Source organism: Thalassospira sp. SM2505 (assembly GCF_054901115.1).
On sequence record NZ_CM142731.1, the window covers coordinates 1,303,418 to 1,317,373 of the forward strand.

Annotated in this window: 12 protein-coding genes; 9 read left to right on the forward strand and 3 right to left on the reverse strand. The window is 53.6% G+C overall.

What is annotated here, in order from left to right; genetic code table 11:
- Position 1 precedes the first annotated feature (1 nt).
- The 5 genes from ACTU44_RS05895 (at position 2) to ACTU44_RS05915 (ending at position 5,061) form a co-directional block, all read left to right on the forward strand.
- Entirely contained in the window at positions 2-1,396 is a 1,395-nt protein-coding gene (locus ACTU44_RS05895) for an efflux transporter outer membrane subunit (RefSeq protein WP_462096924.1), read from the forward strand.
- A 118-nt stretch (positions 1,397-1,514) separates the two neighbouring features.
- Positions 1,515-2,213, forward strand: a complete 699-nt coding sequence (locus ACTU44_RS05900; RefSeq protein ID WP_114097182.1) for a response regulator — start codon at positions 1,515-1,517, stop codon at positions 2,211-2,213.
- Complete coding sequence (locus tag ACTU44_RS05905; RefSeq protein WP_181850153.1) at positions 2,203-3,270, forward strand: ATP-binding protein; 1,068 nt, start codon at positions 2,203-2,205, stop codon at positions 3,268-3,270. The genes ACTU44_RS05900 and ACTU44_RS05905 overlap by 11 nt, the downstream gene beginning before the upstream one ends.
- Positions 3,271-3,278: 8 nt before the next feature.
- Positions 3,279-3,872 carry an ABC transporter transmembrane domain-containing protein gene (locus tag ACTU44_RS05910; RefSeq protein ID WP_462096925.1) on the forward strand — a complete coding sequence of 198 codons (594 nt, stop codon included), beginning with the start codon at positions 3,279-3,281 and terminating at the stop codon, positions 3,870-3,872.
- Positions 3,838-5,061 (forward strand): ABC transporter ATP-binding protein, encoded by a 1,224-nt coding sequence (locus ACTU44_RS05915; RefSeq protein WP_462096926.1) that lies wholly within the window; start codon positions 3,838-3,840, stop codon positions 5,059-5,061. Before ACTU44_RS05910 ends, ACTU44_RS05915 begins: the two co-directional genes overlap by 35 nt.
- 19 nt (positions 5,062-5,080) lie before the next feature.
- Here the strand turns inward: ACTU44_RS05915 and ACTU44_RS05920 are convergent, their stop codons facing one another.
- Positions 5,081-5,731 (reverse strand): GntR family transcriptional regulator, encoded by a 651-nt coding sequence (locus ACTU44_RS05920; protein WP_462096927.1) that lies wholly within the window; start codon positions 5,729-5,731, stop codon positions 5,081-5,083.
- 121 nt (positions 5,732-5,852) lie between these two features.
- Between ACTU44_RS05920 and tcuA the strand changes: the two genes are divergently transcribed.
- Positions 5,853-7,241 (forward strand): FAD-dependent tricarballylate dehydrogenase TcuA, encoded by a 1,389-nt coding sequence (gene tcuA, locus ACTU44_RS05925; protein WP_462096928.1) that lies wholly within the window; start codon positions 5,853-5,855, stop codon positions 7,239-7,241.
- Positions 7,225-8,355, forward strand: a complete 1,131-nt coding sequence (gene tcuB / locus ACTU44_RS05930; RefSeq protein ID WP_336080243.1) for a tricarballylate utilization 4Fe-4S protein TcuB — start codon at positions 7,225-7,227, stop codon at positions 8,353-8,355. Before tcuA ends, tcuB begins: the two co-directional genes overlap by 17 nt.
- Before the next feature lie 80 nt (positions 8,356-8,435).
- Here the strand turns inward: tcuB and ACTU44_RS05935 are convergent, their stop codons facing one another.
- On the reverse strand, positions 8,436-9,845 hold the full coding sequence (locus ACTU44_RS05935; protein WP_462096929.1) for a sensor histidine kinase: 1,410 nt from the start codon (positions 9,843-9,845) through the stop codon (positions 8,436-8,438).
- Complete coding sequence (locus ACTU44_RS05940) at positions 9,842-10,504, reverse strand: response regulator (protein WP_336080245.1); 663 nt, start codon at positions 10,502-10,504, stop codon at positions 9,842-9,844. The genes ACTU44_RS05935 and ACTU44_RS05940 overlap by 4 nt, the downstream gene beginning before the upstream one ends.
- Before the next feature lie 242 nt (positions 10,505-10,746).
- Here ACTU44_RS05940 and ACTU44_RS05945 point away from each other — a divergent pair, with 242 nt between their 5' ends.
- Together ACTU44_RS05945 and ACTU44_RS05950 are read left to right on the forward strand one after the other, a co-directional pair.
- Positions 10,747-11,847, forward strand: coding sequence for a Bug family tripartite tricarboxylate transporter substrate binding protein (locus ACTU44_RS05945; RefSeq protein WP_462096930.1), 1,101 nt, complete (start codon positions 10,747-10,749; stop codon positions 11,845-11,847).
- A 124-nt stretch (positions 11,848-11,971) separates the two neighbouring features.
- The gene (locus ACTU44_RS05950; protein ID WP_462096931.1) at positions 11,972-13,951 is read left to right on the forward strand and encodes a tripartite tricarboxylate transporter permease; all 1,980 of its coding nucleotides are present in this window, start codon (positions 11,972-11,974) and stop codon (positions 13,949-13,951) included.
- The last annotated feature ends 5 nt before the right edge of the window (positions 13,952-13,956 follow it).

A 13,956-nucleotide genomic window follows, 5' to 3' on the forward strand; every position in this document is an offset into this window, starting at 1 on the left:
CATGGTTTTCGTCAGATTGATTATCCCTTGTCTTTTTATTGTTCTTGTCGGTTGTACGAGCCAGTCTACAGCCTATCTGCGCCCGGATTTGCCAGAAGGGCCGACATGGTCTGCCCCGATCTCCTCAGACACTGCCAAAGTAAGTACAGATCAGTGGTGGATCGCTTTCGGAGATCGGGAACTCACCACGCTGATCCAAGAGGTGGTCGCTCGTAACAATGACATTTTCACCGCGACCCTTCGGGCGCGCAGAGCGCTCTTGCAAGCTGATCTTGCGGCGAATGCCTTGTTCCCGAAATTGAGCGGGAATCTTAACAGTTCCAGAGCAAAGCCTCTCGATGGAAATGTCGCTGCAACCTCATCCTCGTCTGCGTCAATCGGGCTCTCTTATGAAGTTGACTTATGGGGGAAACTTGCAGCGCAGCGAGATAGTTCGAGCTTTGAGGCCGAGGCAACACGTGAGGATTATGAGGCGGCTCGCCTTGCAATTATCGGCATGACCGTCGAGACCTATTTTCGTATTGCTCACGCGAATGAAGCGATTGCGTCGGCCGAAAGCAGCCTTGACTATGTAAGGCAAATACAGGACCTCGTCCGAAAACAGATGGCTGTTGGCGGGGTTTCCGAACTTGAGCTTTGGGAAGTTGAACAGACAGTCGAGACACAGGCTGCGCGCGTATCCGAGTTGCAGCAGGCACGCCTTGTTTTGCGAAATGTGCTTACGGTTCTTTTGAACGGTGGGCCAAATCCGGTTCCCGAACTACACAGATTGCCACGGCAGAAGTTGCCAGAGATCACGCCAGGTTTACCTGCTGATCTTCTTGCCCGCCGTCCAGATCTTCGTGCGGCAGAAGCACGGTTGAAGGGGGCGTTGAAGAATGTGGATGCGACGCGGACCAGCTTCTATCCGGGGATATCGTTGACTGGTGGCTTGGGGACGAGCAGCGATCAGCTCATATCTTTCATCTCCAACCCGGTCGCGACACTGGGGGCAGGGACTGTTCTGTCCTTCCTGAACCTGAAGGACATGAATCTGACGATTGCGGTTTCGCAAACACAATATGAAGAGGCTGTCTCTACGTTTCGAACCACCTTGCTCAATGCGTTTGCAGACGTTGCCAATACGCTGGGTGCGCGCTCAAACTATGCCGAGCAGTCACGTCGGTTGAATAGTGCCTATGAGGCCGCAAAGGGAGTAGAGAAGCTGACCGAGATACGTTATCGGGCAGGCGCGATAACCCTGCGCATCTGGCTTGATGCACAGGAACGTCGTCGGTCCGCTGAAGTGGCTCTCGCCGACGTTCGGCTTGCGCAGTTCGTGAACGCATCAACCCTGTATCGCGCTCTTGGGGGGAGTACAGCAGTCGCTAATGACGAGGTTGCGGCGGCATGGTGATGAAGTGCATTCTTCAAGACAGAGAATTTATCGTATCGACGCCAAAAACCTTGAAATGAAACGCACCTCAATCAATTGAATTCTTGTGAGTCGAAAGCCAAAGATTGAAAATATGGTCATGAACAATGCCTTAATCCTGATCATCGAAGACGAACCCGAGATTGCCGAAATTATCGGGACGTATCTGTCACGCGAAGGTTTCCGGGTGGTCACCGCTGGTGATGGCACTGTCGGGCTTGCTCATCACCAGCGCTTGCGACCAGACCTTGTGGTGTTGGACATCAAGCTGCCGGGGCAGGACGGTTATGAGGTGCTTGCTACGATACGCCGCCGGGGTGATACGCCCGTCATCATGGTCACGGCGCTCGCGGAGGATCTCGACAAGTTACAAGCACTACGCATTGGTGCAGACGATTATGTGGTTAAGCCGTTCAACCCGCTTGAGGTTGTCGCACGCGTAAAGGCGGTCTTGCGGCGAACCATCGCCCGCGATACCGGGCAGATGTTGCGCGTTGGACCGTTAACCATCGATCCGCAAGCCTATCGGGTCGAGGTCGAAAGCGCGGACGGCGCGGTTACACTTGGCCTTACCAGAACCGAATTTCGTATTCTGGCGTTTATGGCATTGAGGATAGGTCGAGTGTTCGAGCGCTCGGAACTGGTCGATGCTTGCTTGCCGGAGGGCGAGGCTCTCGATCGAACAGTGGACAGCCATGTAAGCAATCTTCGTCGCAAACTGGCTGCTGCCGGGGCTGATGGCATGCTTGTAGGTGTTCGTGGTGTCGGTTACCGACTGGACAACGCACATGGCCAATAGTCTGAACTCCCGCATCGTTCGCGCGATGATTATGCTTACCCTGCTTGCTTTTGCCGTCGTTTATTTCGGGCTGATTGCATATTTTTTCTTCATTTATGAATGGCTTTATCCCGAATTTACTGACGACGATGTATTGCGCACCGGTGATATTGTCACCTTGGGCCTCCTGCTGGGGATCGGTTTATTTACCGCCTCATTGATGGGATGGGTACTTGCGCGACGGATTGCCGATCCACTGAAATCCGTTGCTGCGGCTGCGCGCAAGGTTGCGAACGGAGATTTTTCGGCACGCGCTTCATTGAGGCGGGGCAACTTTGGAGAGGCGAGCGACCTCGTCGATGACTTCAATCAGATGGCAGGGCGACTGCAGCGGGCAGAAGCCGAGTTGAAATACTCGAACTCGGCAATAGCACATGAATTGCGAACACCCTTGACCATTTTGCGCGGGAGGTTACAGGGATTGCTCGATGGCGCCTTTACACCCAGTCCCGAACTGTATGGTCGTTTGATTAACCATGTGGATGACCTGTCGGCCATCGTAGAGGAGTTGCGAACACTGGCGCTGAGTAACGCGGGACAGCTGGATCTGCAGTATTCATCTCTGGACATTGCGACGGAGGCCGAGGCGGCACTTGCTTCGCTTGAGGGGCATTTCGATGCAGCCGGGATTACAGTAACGCGACAATTATCCAGTGCCGTTCTGAGTGCTGATCGCGCGCGGTTGCGGCAGGCTTTCGTGGCGGTTCTTGAAAACTGCTGCCGTTACGCACCGCAAAGCACGGTTCATGTCGAGACCGGCATGGACGAGAAGCATGTCTTCTTCCGCTGTACGGATACAGGGCCAGGCCTTTCCAAAGAGAGCCGCGCGCGCGCCTTCGAGCGGTTCTGGCGTGCAGATGATTCGCGGGGACGTAGCAGCGGCGGCTCCGGCTTGGGCTTGTCGATTGTCAAGGCCATCGCACAGGCGCATGGGGGTGATGCGTTGATATTCCCGGCCAACCAACCCGGTCTTGCCGTCGAAATCCGGCTGCCTTGCCAAGTGCAACCTGTCGTCTGATTGTACCAATGTCCAAAAATCCTGACTACGCCGATGACTATGCCGGTCTTGCTGAACGGCATGTTTCAATACGGCGCATATTGTCGCTGTTCACCCCTTATCGGAAACGGATTGCAGCGGTCATATTGCTGATGATCATAGCCTCAGCGGTTGGCCTGGCGGGGCCGTTTCTGTTGAGGGCGATCATTGACGAAGCTTTGCCTGCGAATGACTTCAAGCTGCTTGTTGGGCTGGTGGGCGGTATGGTTCTTGTCGCCTTGCTGTCGGCTGTGGCCGGTGCCTATCAGGTGATCCTTCTGTCACACATCGGGCAGGCGGTTCTGCATGCCTTGCGGGTACGTATTTATGCCCATCTTCAAAGTCTTTCGCTTCGGTTCTTCACAGAAACGCGTGTGGGCGAGGTACAGTCGCGCATCGCCAGTGATATCGACGGGCTGCAATCTTTGGTCATGGTAACGGCGAATGACCTTGGCCGTTCGCTCAGTGCAGTCATCATGACGGCAATTGCCATCGTGATCCTTGACTGGCGGTTAGCCCTTTTTTGTCTTGTTCGTTGTGCCGGGAACGATGCTGATCAGCAACCGTGTTGCCCGTATCCGTGAAAAGCTGACATACCAGCAGCAGGCCTGCGCTGCCGACATGTCTGTGGCTGTGCAGGAAACACTTTCGACGTCGGGTGTCATTCTTGCCCGCACGATGGGAAAAGGGCCGGACCTTGTGAAACGGTTTACCCGAATCTCGGGCGATCTGGCGAAGCTTGAAGTTCAGTCACATACTGCGGGTGAATGGCAGTGGTCGTTGATCAGTTTTGCCCTGGCTGTTTTGCCAGCAATGACATTGCTGGTGGGCGGGCTGCTTATGCAGACCGACAATCCCGCCACCATTGGTACGCTGGTTGCGATGATCGCGTTACAAGAACAGCTGTTGTGGCCCTTCGAGCAACTGCTTGAAATCGCCCGCGACACCCGAAAGACACGTGCCTTGTTTGCGCGAGTTTTTGAATATCTGGACAAGCCGGTTGAGATCACAGAGCAACCCGACCCCGTTACAATTCGCCGTTCGGACATGTGCGGTCAGGTAGAGCTCGACCATGTCAGCTTTGCCTATCATCAGGGTGGCCCAAGTGCAGTGCATGACATAAGTCTTACAATTCCCGCAGGCAGCAGCGTTGCGATTGTCGGGCCGACGGGTTCGGGCAAGACCACGCTCGGATATTTGTTGGCACGGCTTTACGATGTTGATAGCGGAGTGATCCGGTTTGATGGTGTTGATCTGCGCGATCTCAGTTTTGAAACGCTGTCAGAAATCATGGGTGTCGTCTCACAAGAACCCTATTTGTTCCATGCCACGGTGGCAGAGAACCTGCGCTTCGCAAAGCCGGATGCGACCAGGGCCGAATTGGTTGCTGCGGCGAAAATTGCCCAGATCCACGACCATGTGGCGTCTTTGCAGGACGGTTATGACACGCTGGTTGGGGAAGATGGATACCGGTTCTCAGGAGGCGAGAAACAGCGTTTGGTGCTCGCTCGTGCCATTCTGCGCGACCCGCCTGTGCTTTTACTGGACGAGGCGACCAGTGCTCTTGATACACGCACGGAACGCGCGATGTCGTCTGCGTTGAACCACATGTCGAAAGGCCGGACAACGATTGCCATCGCGCACCGGCTGTCCACCATCCGCCATGCGGACCAGATCGTGGTGATGAAAGCAGGACGCATCGCAGAGCAGGGGCGTCATGACCAACTGGTCACTTTTGACGGTGTTTATGCGGATCTGTTGCGCGTGGTGTGACCTTGCAACAGATCGCCTCTTATTCACGCAATAGCTTGATCCGCAGCCTTTGAGCGCTTCGGATGTGATGTCTTGCATCGGCATCGGCCTGATCGGCGTTGCCGGACCGGATGCTGTCGATAATGTTCTTATGTTCCTGATAGGCACTTTCGGGACGGCCCTCATATTGGAGTGTTGTGCCGCCCAAAAGCGCCATGGAGTTCGATAAGGAATTAAGTGCGTCAATAAGATAGCGATTGTTCGCTGTTCTATAGAGCGCGTGATGAAACAGTCGATTTGCCTCTGCGACTTTTATCGGGTCTTTCCCGTTCTTCAGCATCATTTCGTTAAGGTCTTCAAGTTCGGCAATTTCGAGCTCTGACGCATGACGCGCAGCGTAGCGGGCTGCGGTTCCCTCCAGGACTTCTCGAATCTCGTATAGCTCTATTACTTCCCGATGATCGAGTTCTTTGATCACGGCCCCGTGTCTTGGCATGTGGATTAGCAGTCCATCACTTTCCAGACGGCGAATGGCATCACGGACCGGGGTGCGGCTGATACCGAACCTTTCGGCAACTTCCACTTCACGGATTCGGGTTCCCGGTTTGAGTTCGCCATGCTGGATGGCCGCCAAAAGCTTTTGGTAGGCAACTTCGCCTCGCGGCTGCTGATTGGCGGAATCTGGGCTCATGGATAGGCACCTGTTTTGTGTGGTTTGGGTTTTAACTTGACACACGCTTTCAGAAATCTCAAGTTTGCGGACAATTGTATACAAGAGTATCCACTTAAATGCGAAGAAAGATGGAGACGTCGTGAAAACTGAATTTGACCATTACGATGTTCTTGTCGCGGGTGGCGGGCAGGCCGGACTTATTGCCGCAATTGTCGCAGCGGAGAAGGGCGCTCATGTGTGCTTGCTGGAAGGTGCGCCCAGAACGCATCGCGGGGGGAACACTCGGCATACCCGCAATTTGCGTCCGATGCATGTCGGCCCCCTGTCGGTTTTGAGCGGGACCTATGACGAGGCGGAATACTGGGATGACCTGATGCGCGTGACCAAGGGGAAGACCAACGAAACGCTGGCGCGTATGACTTTGCGAAATTCGACAGAGGCCGTTGCCTGGCTTGAACAGCGCGGTGTTCAGTTTCAGCCGCCACTTGGCGGGACTCTGCATCTGGGCAGAACCAACGCCTTCTTTATGGGCGGGGGAAAGCAGCTGTTGAATGCCCTTTACCGCTACGCCGAAAAGCTCGGTATTGAAGTCCATTACGATGCGATGGTCTCGTCTGTCGATATTGCAGATGGAAAATTCAAAGGCCTCAAGGTTGGTGGACATGCGATCTCGGCCACCGCGTTTGTTGCTGCAGCTGGTGGGTTTGAAGCGAATATCGAGTGGTTGAAAGAGGCATGGGGGGACATTGCCGAAAACTTCCTGATCCGCGGAACACCCTATAATCGAGGTGATCTGTTGCGCATGCTGCTGGATGCCGGAGCCCGGAAAATCGGCGAGCCCAATCAGTGCCATGCGGTTGCAATTGATGGCCGTGCGCCAAAGTTTGACGGCGGAATCTGCACGCGGGTTGACTGCGTGTCGCTTGGCATTGTGGTGAACAAGAATGCCGAGCGATTTTACGATGAAGGCGAGGATTTCTGGCCAAAACGATACGCGATCTGGGGGCGCCTTGTCGCCGATCAGCCAGACCAGGTCGCCCATGTCATTATTGACCAAAAGGCACGTGGTGCCTTTATGCCCCCCGTGTTCCCGGCCGTAATTGCCGACACGATTGGCGAATTGGCGCAAAAGATCGGTCTGGATGCCTCAACGCTGGAGAAAACCGTTGCTGACTATAACGCGGCGGTTCAACCGGGAGAATTTGATCACACCGAACTGGATGGGGTTCACACCACCGGGCTTTCTGTGAACAAGACCAACTGGGCCCGCACACTCGATCATCCCCCTTACAGCGCTTATTCACTCCGACCCGGCATCACATTCACTTATCTCGGTGTTGAGGTCAGCGAAAAGGCACAGATGCAGATGGCGGACGGGACCCAAAGTCCAAACATCTTTGCTGCGGGAGAAATCATGGCCGGAAATGTTCTGGGCCAAGGGTACCTTGCCGGGATCGGCATGACGATTGGAAATGTATTTGGACGAATTGCAGGAAGCGAGGCTGCCGATTATGCGCTCAACCGATAAAACAACCGAAGCCGCCCGCGTGATGTCGATCTGCAATGCCTGTCGCTATTGCGAGGGACATTGCGCTGTTTTCCAGGCCATGGAACTGCGGTTGGAATTCAATTCGGATACACTCGATTATCTTGCAAACCTTTGTCATAACTGTGGGGCCTGCTACCACAATTGCCAATATGCGCCGCCGCACGAATTTCAGCTTAATGTCCCGGCTGCGATGGCGGAACTGCGGCAGGAGAATTACGGGGTTTATGCTTGGCCGGGCTTTATGGGCAAGTTGTTTGCCAATAACGGTCTTTGGGTCAGTCTTCTGTCCGTCTTCGTAATCTCGCTGTTTTTTGGCGCGACCGCCATTTTGACAGGGGCCGATTTCTTCGCAGCGCATGAGAATGCATTTTATGGTGTCATTTCACACAATGTCCTGGCGACAATGTTTGGCACCGTTGGCGGGTTGGTATTGCTCGCGCTGGCGGGGTCTGTTGTCAAGTTCTGGCGGACAATGAACTTGCCAAGTCCGCATCGGCTTGACTATCCCCGTATCATGCAAGGGATAAAGGATGCGCTTTCACTTAAATACCTTGATGGCGGTAATGGTCAGGGGTGTTCATATCCGGGTGAAACGCCATCGATGGCAAGACGCTGGTTCCATCAAATGACGTTCTGGGGCTTTATGTTGTGCTTCGCTGCAACATCATCTGCCACGATATTACATTATGGCTTCGATCTTCCCGCACCTTATGGATATTTGAGCCTGCCAAAGCTTTTGGGCATCCTTGGCGGGATTGGTCTTATTGTCGGACCAGCGGGTCTGTTGATGCTCAAGACCAAGGCAGATGCGGCGCCCATGGGAAAAATGAACAAAGGTATGGATGTCAGTTTTCTGGTTTTGCTGTTTTTGACAAGTTTTACCGGACTTTGTCTGATGTTTCTGCGCGATACGCACTATGTCGGGGTGATGCTAAGTCTTCATCTTGGTGTTGTGATGACCCTGTTTTTGTCCATGCCATATGGCAAATTTATTCACGGATTTTACCGGCTGATTGCGCTGATTGTATTTGCAGTGGAGAAGAATGATCACAAACAGGTGGTTGGTGTTTGCCAGGATAGTAAAGCTGCCTGAATTTCACATTCTCAAAGGCTGGCGCATGGTGTGCCAGCCGCATTGTCATGCAGTTTTGGGGCGGAGAAAGATAAAACCGGTTAAAGCGGGAACGCAATCCGCACCTTCAGACCGACACCGTCCTTACCGTCTTCCAGTGCCAATGTTGCCCGATGTGCGTCAGCGACTTCCCTTACAATAGCAAGTCCAAGGCCGCAGCCTTGACCATTTTGCTCATCAAGCCGGACAAAACGTTCCAGAACTGCATTTCGGTCTTTTTCCGGTATTCCCGGGCCGTTGTCTTCAACTTCGAGAACAGGACCCACAGCAACACCGGCACCAATCAAACGAACCGTCACAATCGTACCGGGTGTGCCATATACAATGGCATTGTCGATCAGGTTGCTCAGCATTTCCTGAAGCAGAACCTCGTTGCCGGTTTCGATTTCACAGTTCATGCCTTCACTCTGGTCGTCGAAGCCCAGATCAATATCGTGACGGATTGCCTGACGAACCATGCCAGATGTAACAGAGGCGGCAAGCGCCAACAGATTGATCTTCTCGTAGCGAACGGCCTTTCGGCCCTCGGGCGATACTCGCGCCAGATTGAGAAGCTGGCTGGCAAGCCGGGCCGTTTGCCGGGTTTGATCAACGATACGTTCAAGCGCCTCTCGATCTTCCGGATTGCGGGCATTCCGTAAAGCCCATTCGGCTTCGGCTTGCACCGTCGCAAGAGGGGTGCGTAGCTGGTGCGATGCGTCGGCGATGAAACGCTGATTAGCAGTTATGGAGCTTTCCAGACGTGCCAGAAGGGCATTGAGAGATTTGACGACTTCGGTGACTTCCTTGGGCATGGCATGGCGGATCGGACGCAAATCGTCGGTTGATCTGCGCCGAATTGCCTGTTGAAGCCGTCTGAGTGGGGCAAGGCCGCGTGACACGCCGATCCATGCGAAAACGCCACCGAGAAACATCAAAACCATAAAATCGGTGGTCGACCCCAGCAGTTCGTCATAAATCAGATTATCGCGTTCGCGACGCGTTTGGCTGACGTCGATGGTAACCCAGCCGTAAATGTTCGAGGATGGATTTGCGACCAGATACTTCATGGTCACCGCACGCACGTCCTCGTTGCGGTAATGTGCATTGTAAAAATGGGGTACTCCGGGTTCCAGCGTAACACCTTCAGGCAGTCGTGGCAGGCCGAAATCACCTGTTACGAATGCCCCGTCAGGACCCTGTACCCGGTAATAGGTGTTCTCGCGTGTGAATTGCTCCAGCAGCAACTCGATATCACGCGATAAAAGGTCGCCTCCGGAATTAATGGCGTGTTCGGATATCGTTACCGCCAGTGCAACCAGAAGCCTGTCCTGAATGCGATTGGCCATTTCACTGACGGTCAGGTAGTTTTTCGCCAGCAGTCCGAATGTCAGCATGAGGCCAGGCAACAAAAGCCAGCGCAAAAGCCTTGCGCGTAAAGATGTCGATATAACTGTAGCGTTTTCGGTCATTCGTCAATCATGTAACCAAGTCCGCGAATAGTCCGGACTTCGACATCACCTGATGCAATTTTTTTGCGTAGTCTACTGATGTAAAGTTCGATTGATTTTACACTGGCTTCATCGTCAAAGCCAAAAAGATGCAGGGCGATTTTTTCCTTGCTGATCACCTGGCTGATATTGAGAAGCAGTATTTCAAGAACCCCGCGTTCGCGCGGTGTTAGCGAAACAGGTTGTCCATCAATCATCACGGATCTGTCGACCGAATTGAATGTCAGCTTTCCAATTGTGATGAAGGGATTACGCTTTCCAATATTCCGTCGCAAAAGGGCCCGTGCCCGGGCTTCGAGTTCCGACAACTCGAACGGTTTGACCATATAGTCATCGGCCCCGGCATCCAGACCGGCAACGCGTTCATCCAGATTGCCGCGCGCGGTCAGGATCATGACCGGCAAATTGATTTGGCGGGCGCGTACGGCTTTCAGAATTTCAATTCCGTCGAGTCCCGGAAGCGATAAATCGAGAATCAGAAGATCGAACGTCTCTTGCAGAACAAGGTTAAGAGCGTCTTCGCCGTCGTGAACCAGATCGACAGCATGATCGGTCTGCCGAAGAGCGGCAGCGATTTTATCAGCCAGAACACGGTTATCTTCTACGATCAGAATGCGCATTTACCTTAAATAACATTGAAAACAGCTTCGAAAATTAAAAAGTTGCCCATCGACAGCAAACTGACAGCTTTTTCGTTTAGTTTTTCCGTCATAGGCAAACGGTACTTCCGGCAACGACCGGTCAGAAAACAACAACAGCCGAAAGCCTGAACGGGAGGAAACAGACAATTGATGTCGCTATGTGCGTCACAGGTTCCTTTCCTTCCATTCGAGAGAAAACAACCGTTACGGAGGGAACGCCCATGTCATGGGGAAAAAACTTTAATCTGTCATTCAAAGGCGCATGTGCGGCTGCGGCAATTGTCTTTGGCTTTGCTGATACAGCAACCGCGCAGGATGCCAACTTCGAGGGAGACCGCGTCGAGCTGATCATTCCGTTTGGTGAAGGCGGTGGTACTGATACCTGGGGGCGTTTCTGGGCGCCGTATTTCAGTGTCTTCCTGCCGGGAAATCCGACTGTTGTCGTCAAAAATATTCCTGGTGGCGGCTCTACCTCTGGTGCCAATCAGTTTCAGGCCCGGGCCGAGCCCGACGGCTTAACCGCAATTGGCACGTCTGGCTCAACCCAGTTTCCGTATCTGTTGCGTGACAAGCGCGTGCAATACGAAATGCGGGACTGGCGTGTCGTTCTGGCTTCGCCGACAGGCGGTGTTGTCTACGTAAATTCTGATCTTGGGCTCAAGTCGGCCGCTGACATGAAAGCGCTTGCAAACGTCAAGTTGCGTTACGGCAGTCAGGGCGCGACATCCCTTGATCTTGTTCCTTTGCTTGCATTCGAACTGCTGGGACTTGATGTCGATGCGGTGTTTGGCATGAAAGGCCGCGGGGCTGGTCGTCTTGCCTTTGAGCGTGGTGAAGTCAACATTGACTACCAGACGTCGTCTGCGTTTATCAACAACGTCACGCCGCTTGTCGATATTGGCAGTGCTGTTCCGCTGTTCTCGTGGGGGGCGATTGATGACGATGGCAATATCGTGCGCGATCCTTCCTTCCCTGACCTTCCGAGCTTCCCTGAAGCATACGAGATCATGAAGGGTGAAAAGCCTTCAGGACCTGCGTGGGAAGCTTACAAAGCATTTTTCATTGCCGGTTTCCCGGCACAGAAGATGGTCTTCTTGCCGAAAGATACGCCTGAAGAAATCGTGCAGGCCTATCGTCATGCCGCTCAGGTTGCGACTGAGGACGAGAGCTTCGTCGCAGATCGACAGGCAACTCTTGGCGAGTACAAACAGATCGTTGGCGAACCTGCCGAACGCATTTTCCGTCAGGCCGTGAACGTTCCTGATGAAGCCCGTGAGTGGGTACAAAAATGGCTGACCGATAAATATTCGGTTCAGTTCTAACTGAAAATCTGAAGTCTCCCGTTTTCTGATCGGGGTGGTTTTATCCACCCCGCTTTTTTCACCCTTCGACTGTCTGGTCGTTTTAAGGGAACGGGCGAACTTTGTCTTTTGACGGAGTTTCCAAATGCTAGATGCAATGATGACGGCACTGTCTCATTTCGCGCAGCCAACCCATCTGATCTATCTTTTGCTGGGCGTTGGAATGGGCATGGTTGTTGGCATTCTGCCCGGTCTGGGTGGAATTGTTGGGTTATCTCTTCTTTTGCCTTTCATTTACGGCATGGACCAGATTTCTGCCCTTGCCATGTTGATCGGGCTTGTTGCGGTTATCCCAACATCGGACACCTTTACATCGGTTCTGATGGGGATACCGGGGTCAAGTGCATCACAAGCAACAGTTCTTGACGGGTTCCCGCTGGCAAAAAAGGGCCATGGTGCCCGTGCGCTGGGAGCTGCATTTTCGGCCTCTTTGGTTGGTGGGTTGGTGGGTGCCATTATTCTGACCGGCTTCGTCGTGATTGCCCGGCCTCTGATTTTGGCATTTGGTTCGGCCGAACTCTTCATGCTGGCAGTTCTGGGCTTGTCGATGGTTGGCGTTCTGGCCGGTAAAAGCTTGCCCAAGGGTGTTGTCGCGGCAGGCCTTGGTCTGTTGCTGGGGGCACTTGGTGCAGCACCAGCCACTGGCGAACTCCGCATGAGCTTTGACTCTGTTTATCTGATGGATGGCTTGCCGCTCGTGATTGTCGGGTTGGGCATGTTTGCTTTTCCTGAAATCATCGATCTTTGCCGTCAAAATCGCTCTATTTCGGACAAGGGTACCCTTGGTTCGGGCTGGCGTGATGGCGTTCGGGATATGATCCGTCACAAATGGCTGTGTCTGCGGTGTGCTGGTCTTGGCAGTATCGTTGGTGCTTTGCCTGGTCTCGGCGGAAGCGTCGTCGACTGGATCGCCTATGGTCATGTCGTCCAGACTGCAAAAGACAAATCCCAGTTTGGCAAGGGCGATATTCGCGGTGTTCTGGCACCGGAAAGTGCGAACAACGCCAAAGAGGGCGGTGGGCTTGTACCAACCTTGCTGTTCGGCATTCCCGGATCTGGCAGCATGGCCGTTTTCCTTGGCGGGATGGTGCTGATTGGCCTTGAAGCCGGTCCCGCAATGGTGGGGCGTGATCTTGATATTACCTACACGATTATCTGGTCGCTTGCGATTGCCAACGTGGTCGGTGCCGGTGGTGCGCTGCTGATCTCGCCGTTCGTTTCACGTCTGACGACAATCAAGTACGGCTATCTTGCGCCCTTCATGATTACGGTAATCTGTTTCGCAGCTTTTCAGGCAACGCGTTCCCTCTCGGACATGATCGCCTTGTTGGCGCTTGGTGTTCTTGGCGTGCTCATGAAACGTTTTGGTTGGCCGCGCCCGGCGTTTCTGATCGGGTTTGTGCTGGCATCCAATACCGAGACTTATCTTTATCAAGCACTGCAATTCTACAACTGGGAATTCTTGACACGTCCAGGTGTACTGATCATCGCGGCTCTGACCATAATTTCCGTTCTTATGGGCATGCGCAAGCACCCGGCAAATCCGGTTGAAGAAGAAGAAAGCAGTCATTCCCATAGTCCGAAACGCTGGCCGCAAATCATGTTTGCTGGCGGACTTTTTGCTTTCTTTGCTTTTGGTATTTGGGATGCAACCCAGCATTCCTTCCTTGGCAGCGTCTTTACCGGTGCTGTGTCGGTTGTGATGTTGATCGCCTCGGCCATCCTGATTTGGCAGCTGGTGTCATCACCCGCCTCACATGCCGCCAATTTCGATCATGAATATGATCTTGATCATCAGGACCTGAAACCGACTGCAGGGCTTTGGCACTACGTGTTGTGGGTCGCCGGGCTGGTGGCTGGAACCGCTGTGTTCGGGTTCCTGATTGCAATTACCGGCTTCTTTATTGCCTTCCTTCGGATCAAGGCCAACGCATCTTGGCTCAGGACGCTGCTTTTGACCGGGTTTGCAGTAATTGGGCTTTGCATTCTCGCATGGTCGCTGGTTCTCGATTTCCCGGCAGGGATGCTTCAGAACCTGATTGAACTTCCCTGGCCGCTGGGGTGATCGAC

What these genes read in the sequence shown, in the direction of transcription:
- ACTU44_RS05895 (WP_462096924.1), top strand. Translation starts at nt 2, where the DNA reads ATGGTTTTCGTCAGATTGATTATCCCTTGTCTTTTTATTGTTCTTGTC.
- ACTU44_RS05900 (WP_114097182.1), top strand. Translation starts at nt 1,515, where the DNA reads ATGAACAATGCCTTAATCCTGATCATCGAAGACGAACCCGAGATTGCC.
- ACTU44_RS05905 (WP_181850153.1), top strand. Translation starts at nt 2,203, where the DNA reads ATGGCCAATAGTCTGAACTCCCGCATCGTTCGCGCGATGATTATGCTT.
- ACTU44_RS05910 (WP_462096925.1), top strand. Translation starts at nt 3,279, where the DNA reads ATGTCCAAAAATCCTGACTACGCCGATGACTATGCCGGTCTTGCTGAA.
- ACTU44_RS05915 (WP_462096926.1), top strand. Translation starts at nt 3,838, where the DNA reads ATGCTGATCAGCAACCGTGTTGCCCGTATCCGTGAAAAGCTGACATAC.
- ACTU44_RS05920 (WP_462096927.1), bottom strand. Translation starts at nt 5,731, where the DNA reads ATGAGCCCAGATTCCGCCAATCAGCAGCCGCGAGGCGAAGTTGCCTAC.
- tcuB (WP_336080243.1), top strand. Translation starts at nt 7,225, where the DNA reads ATGCGCTCAACCGATAAAACAACCGAAGCCGCCCGCGTGATGTCGATC.
- ACTU44_RS05935 (WP_462096929.1), bottom strand. Translation starts at nt 9,845, where the DNA reads ATGACCGAAAACGCTACAGTTATATCGACATCTTTACGCGCAAGGCTT.
- ACTU44_RS05940 (WP_336080245.1), bottom strand. Translation starts at nt 10,504, where the DNA reads ATGCGCATTCTGATCGTAGAAGATAACCGTGTTCTGGCTGATAAAATC.
- ACTU44_RS05945 (WP_462096930.1), top strand. Translation starts at nt 10,747, where the DNA reads ATGTCATGGGGAAAAAACTTTAATCTGTCATTCAAAGGCGCATGTGCG.
- ACTU44_RS05950 (WP_462096931.1), top strand. Translation starts at nt 11,972, where the DNA reads ATGCTAGATGCAATGATGACGGCACTGTCTCATTTCGCGCAGCCAACC.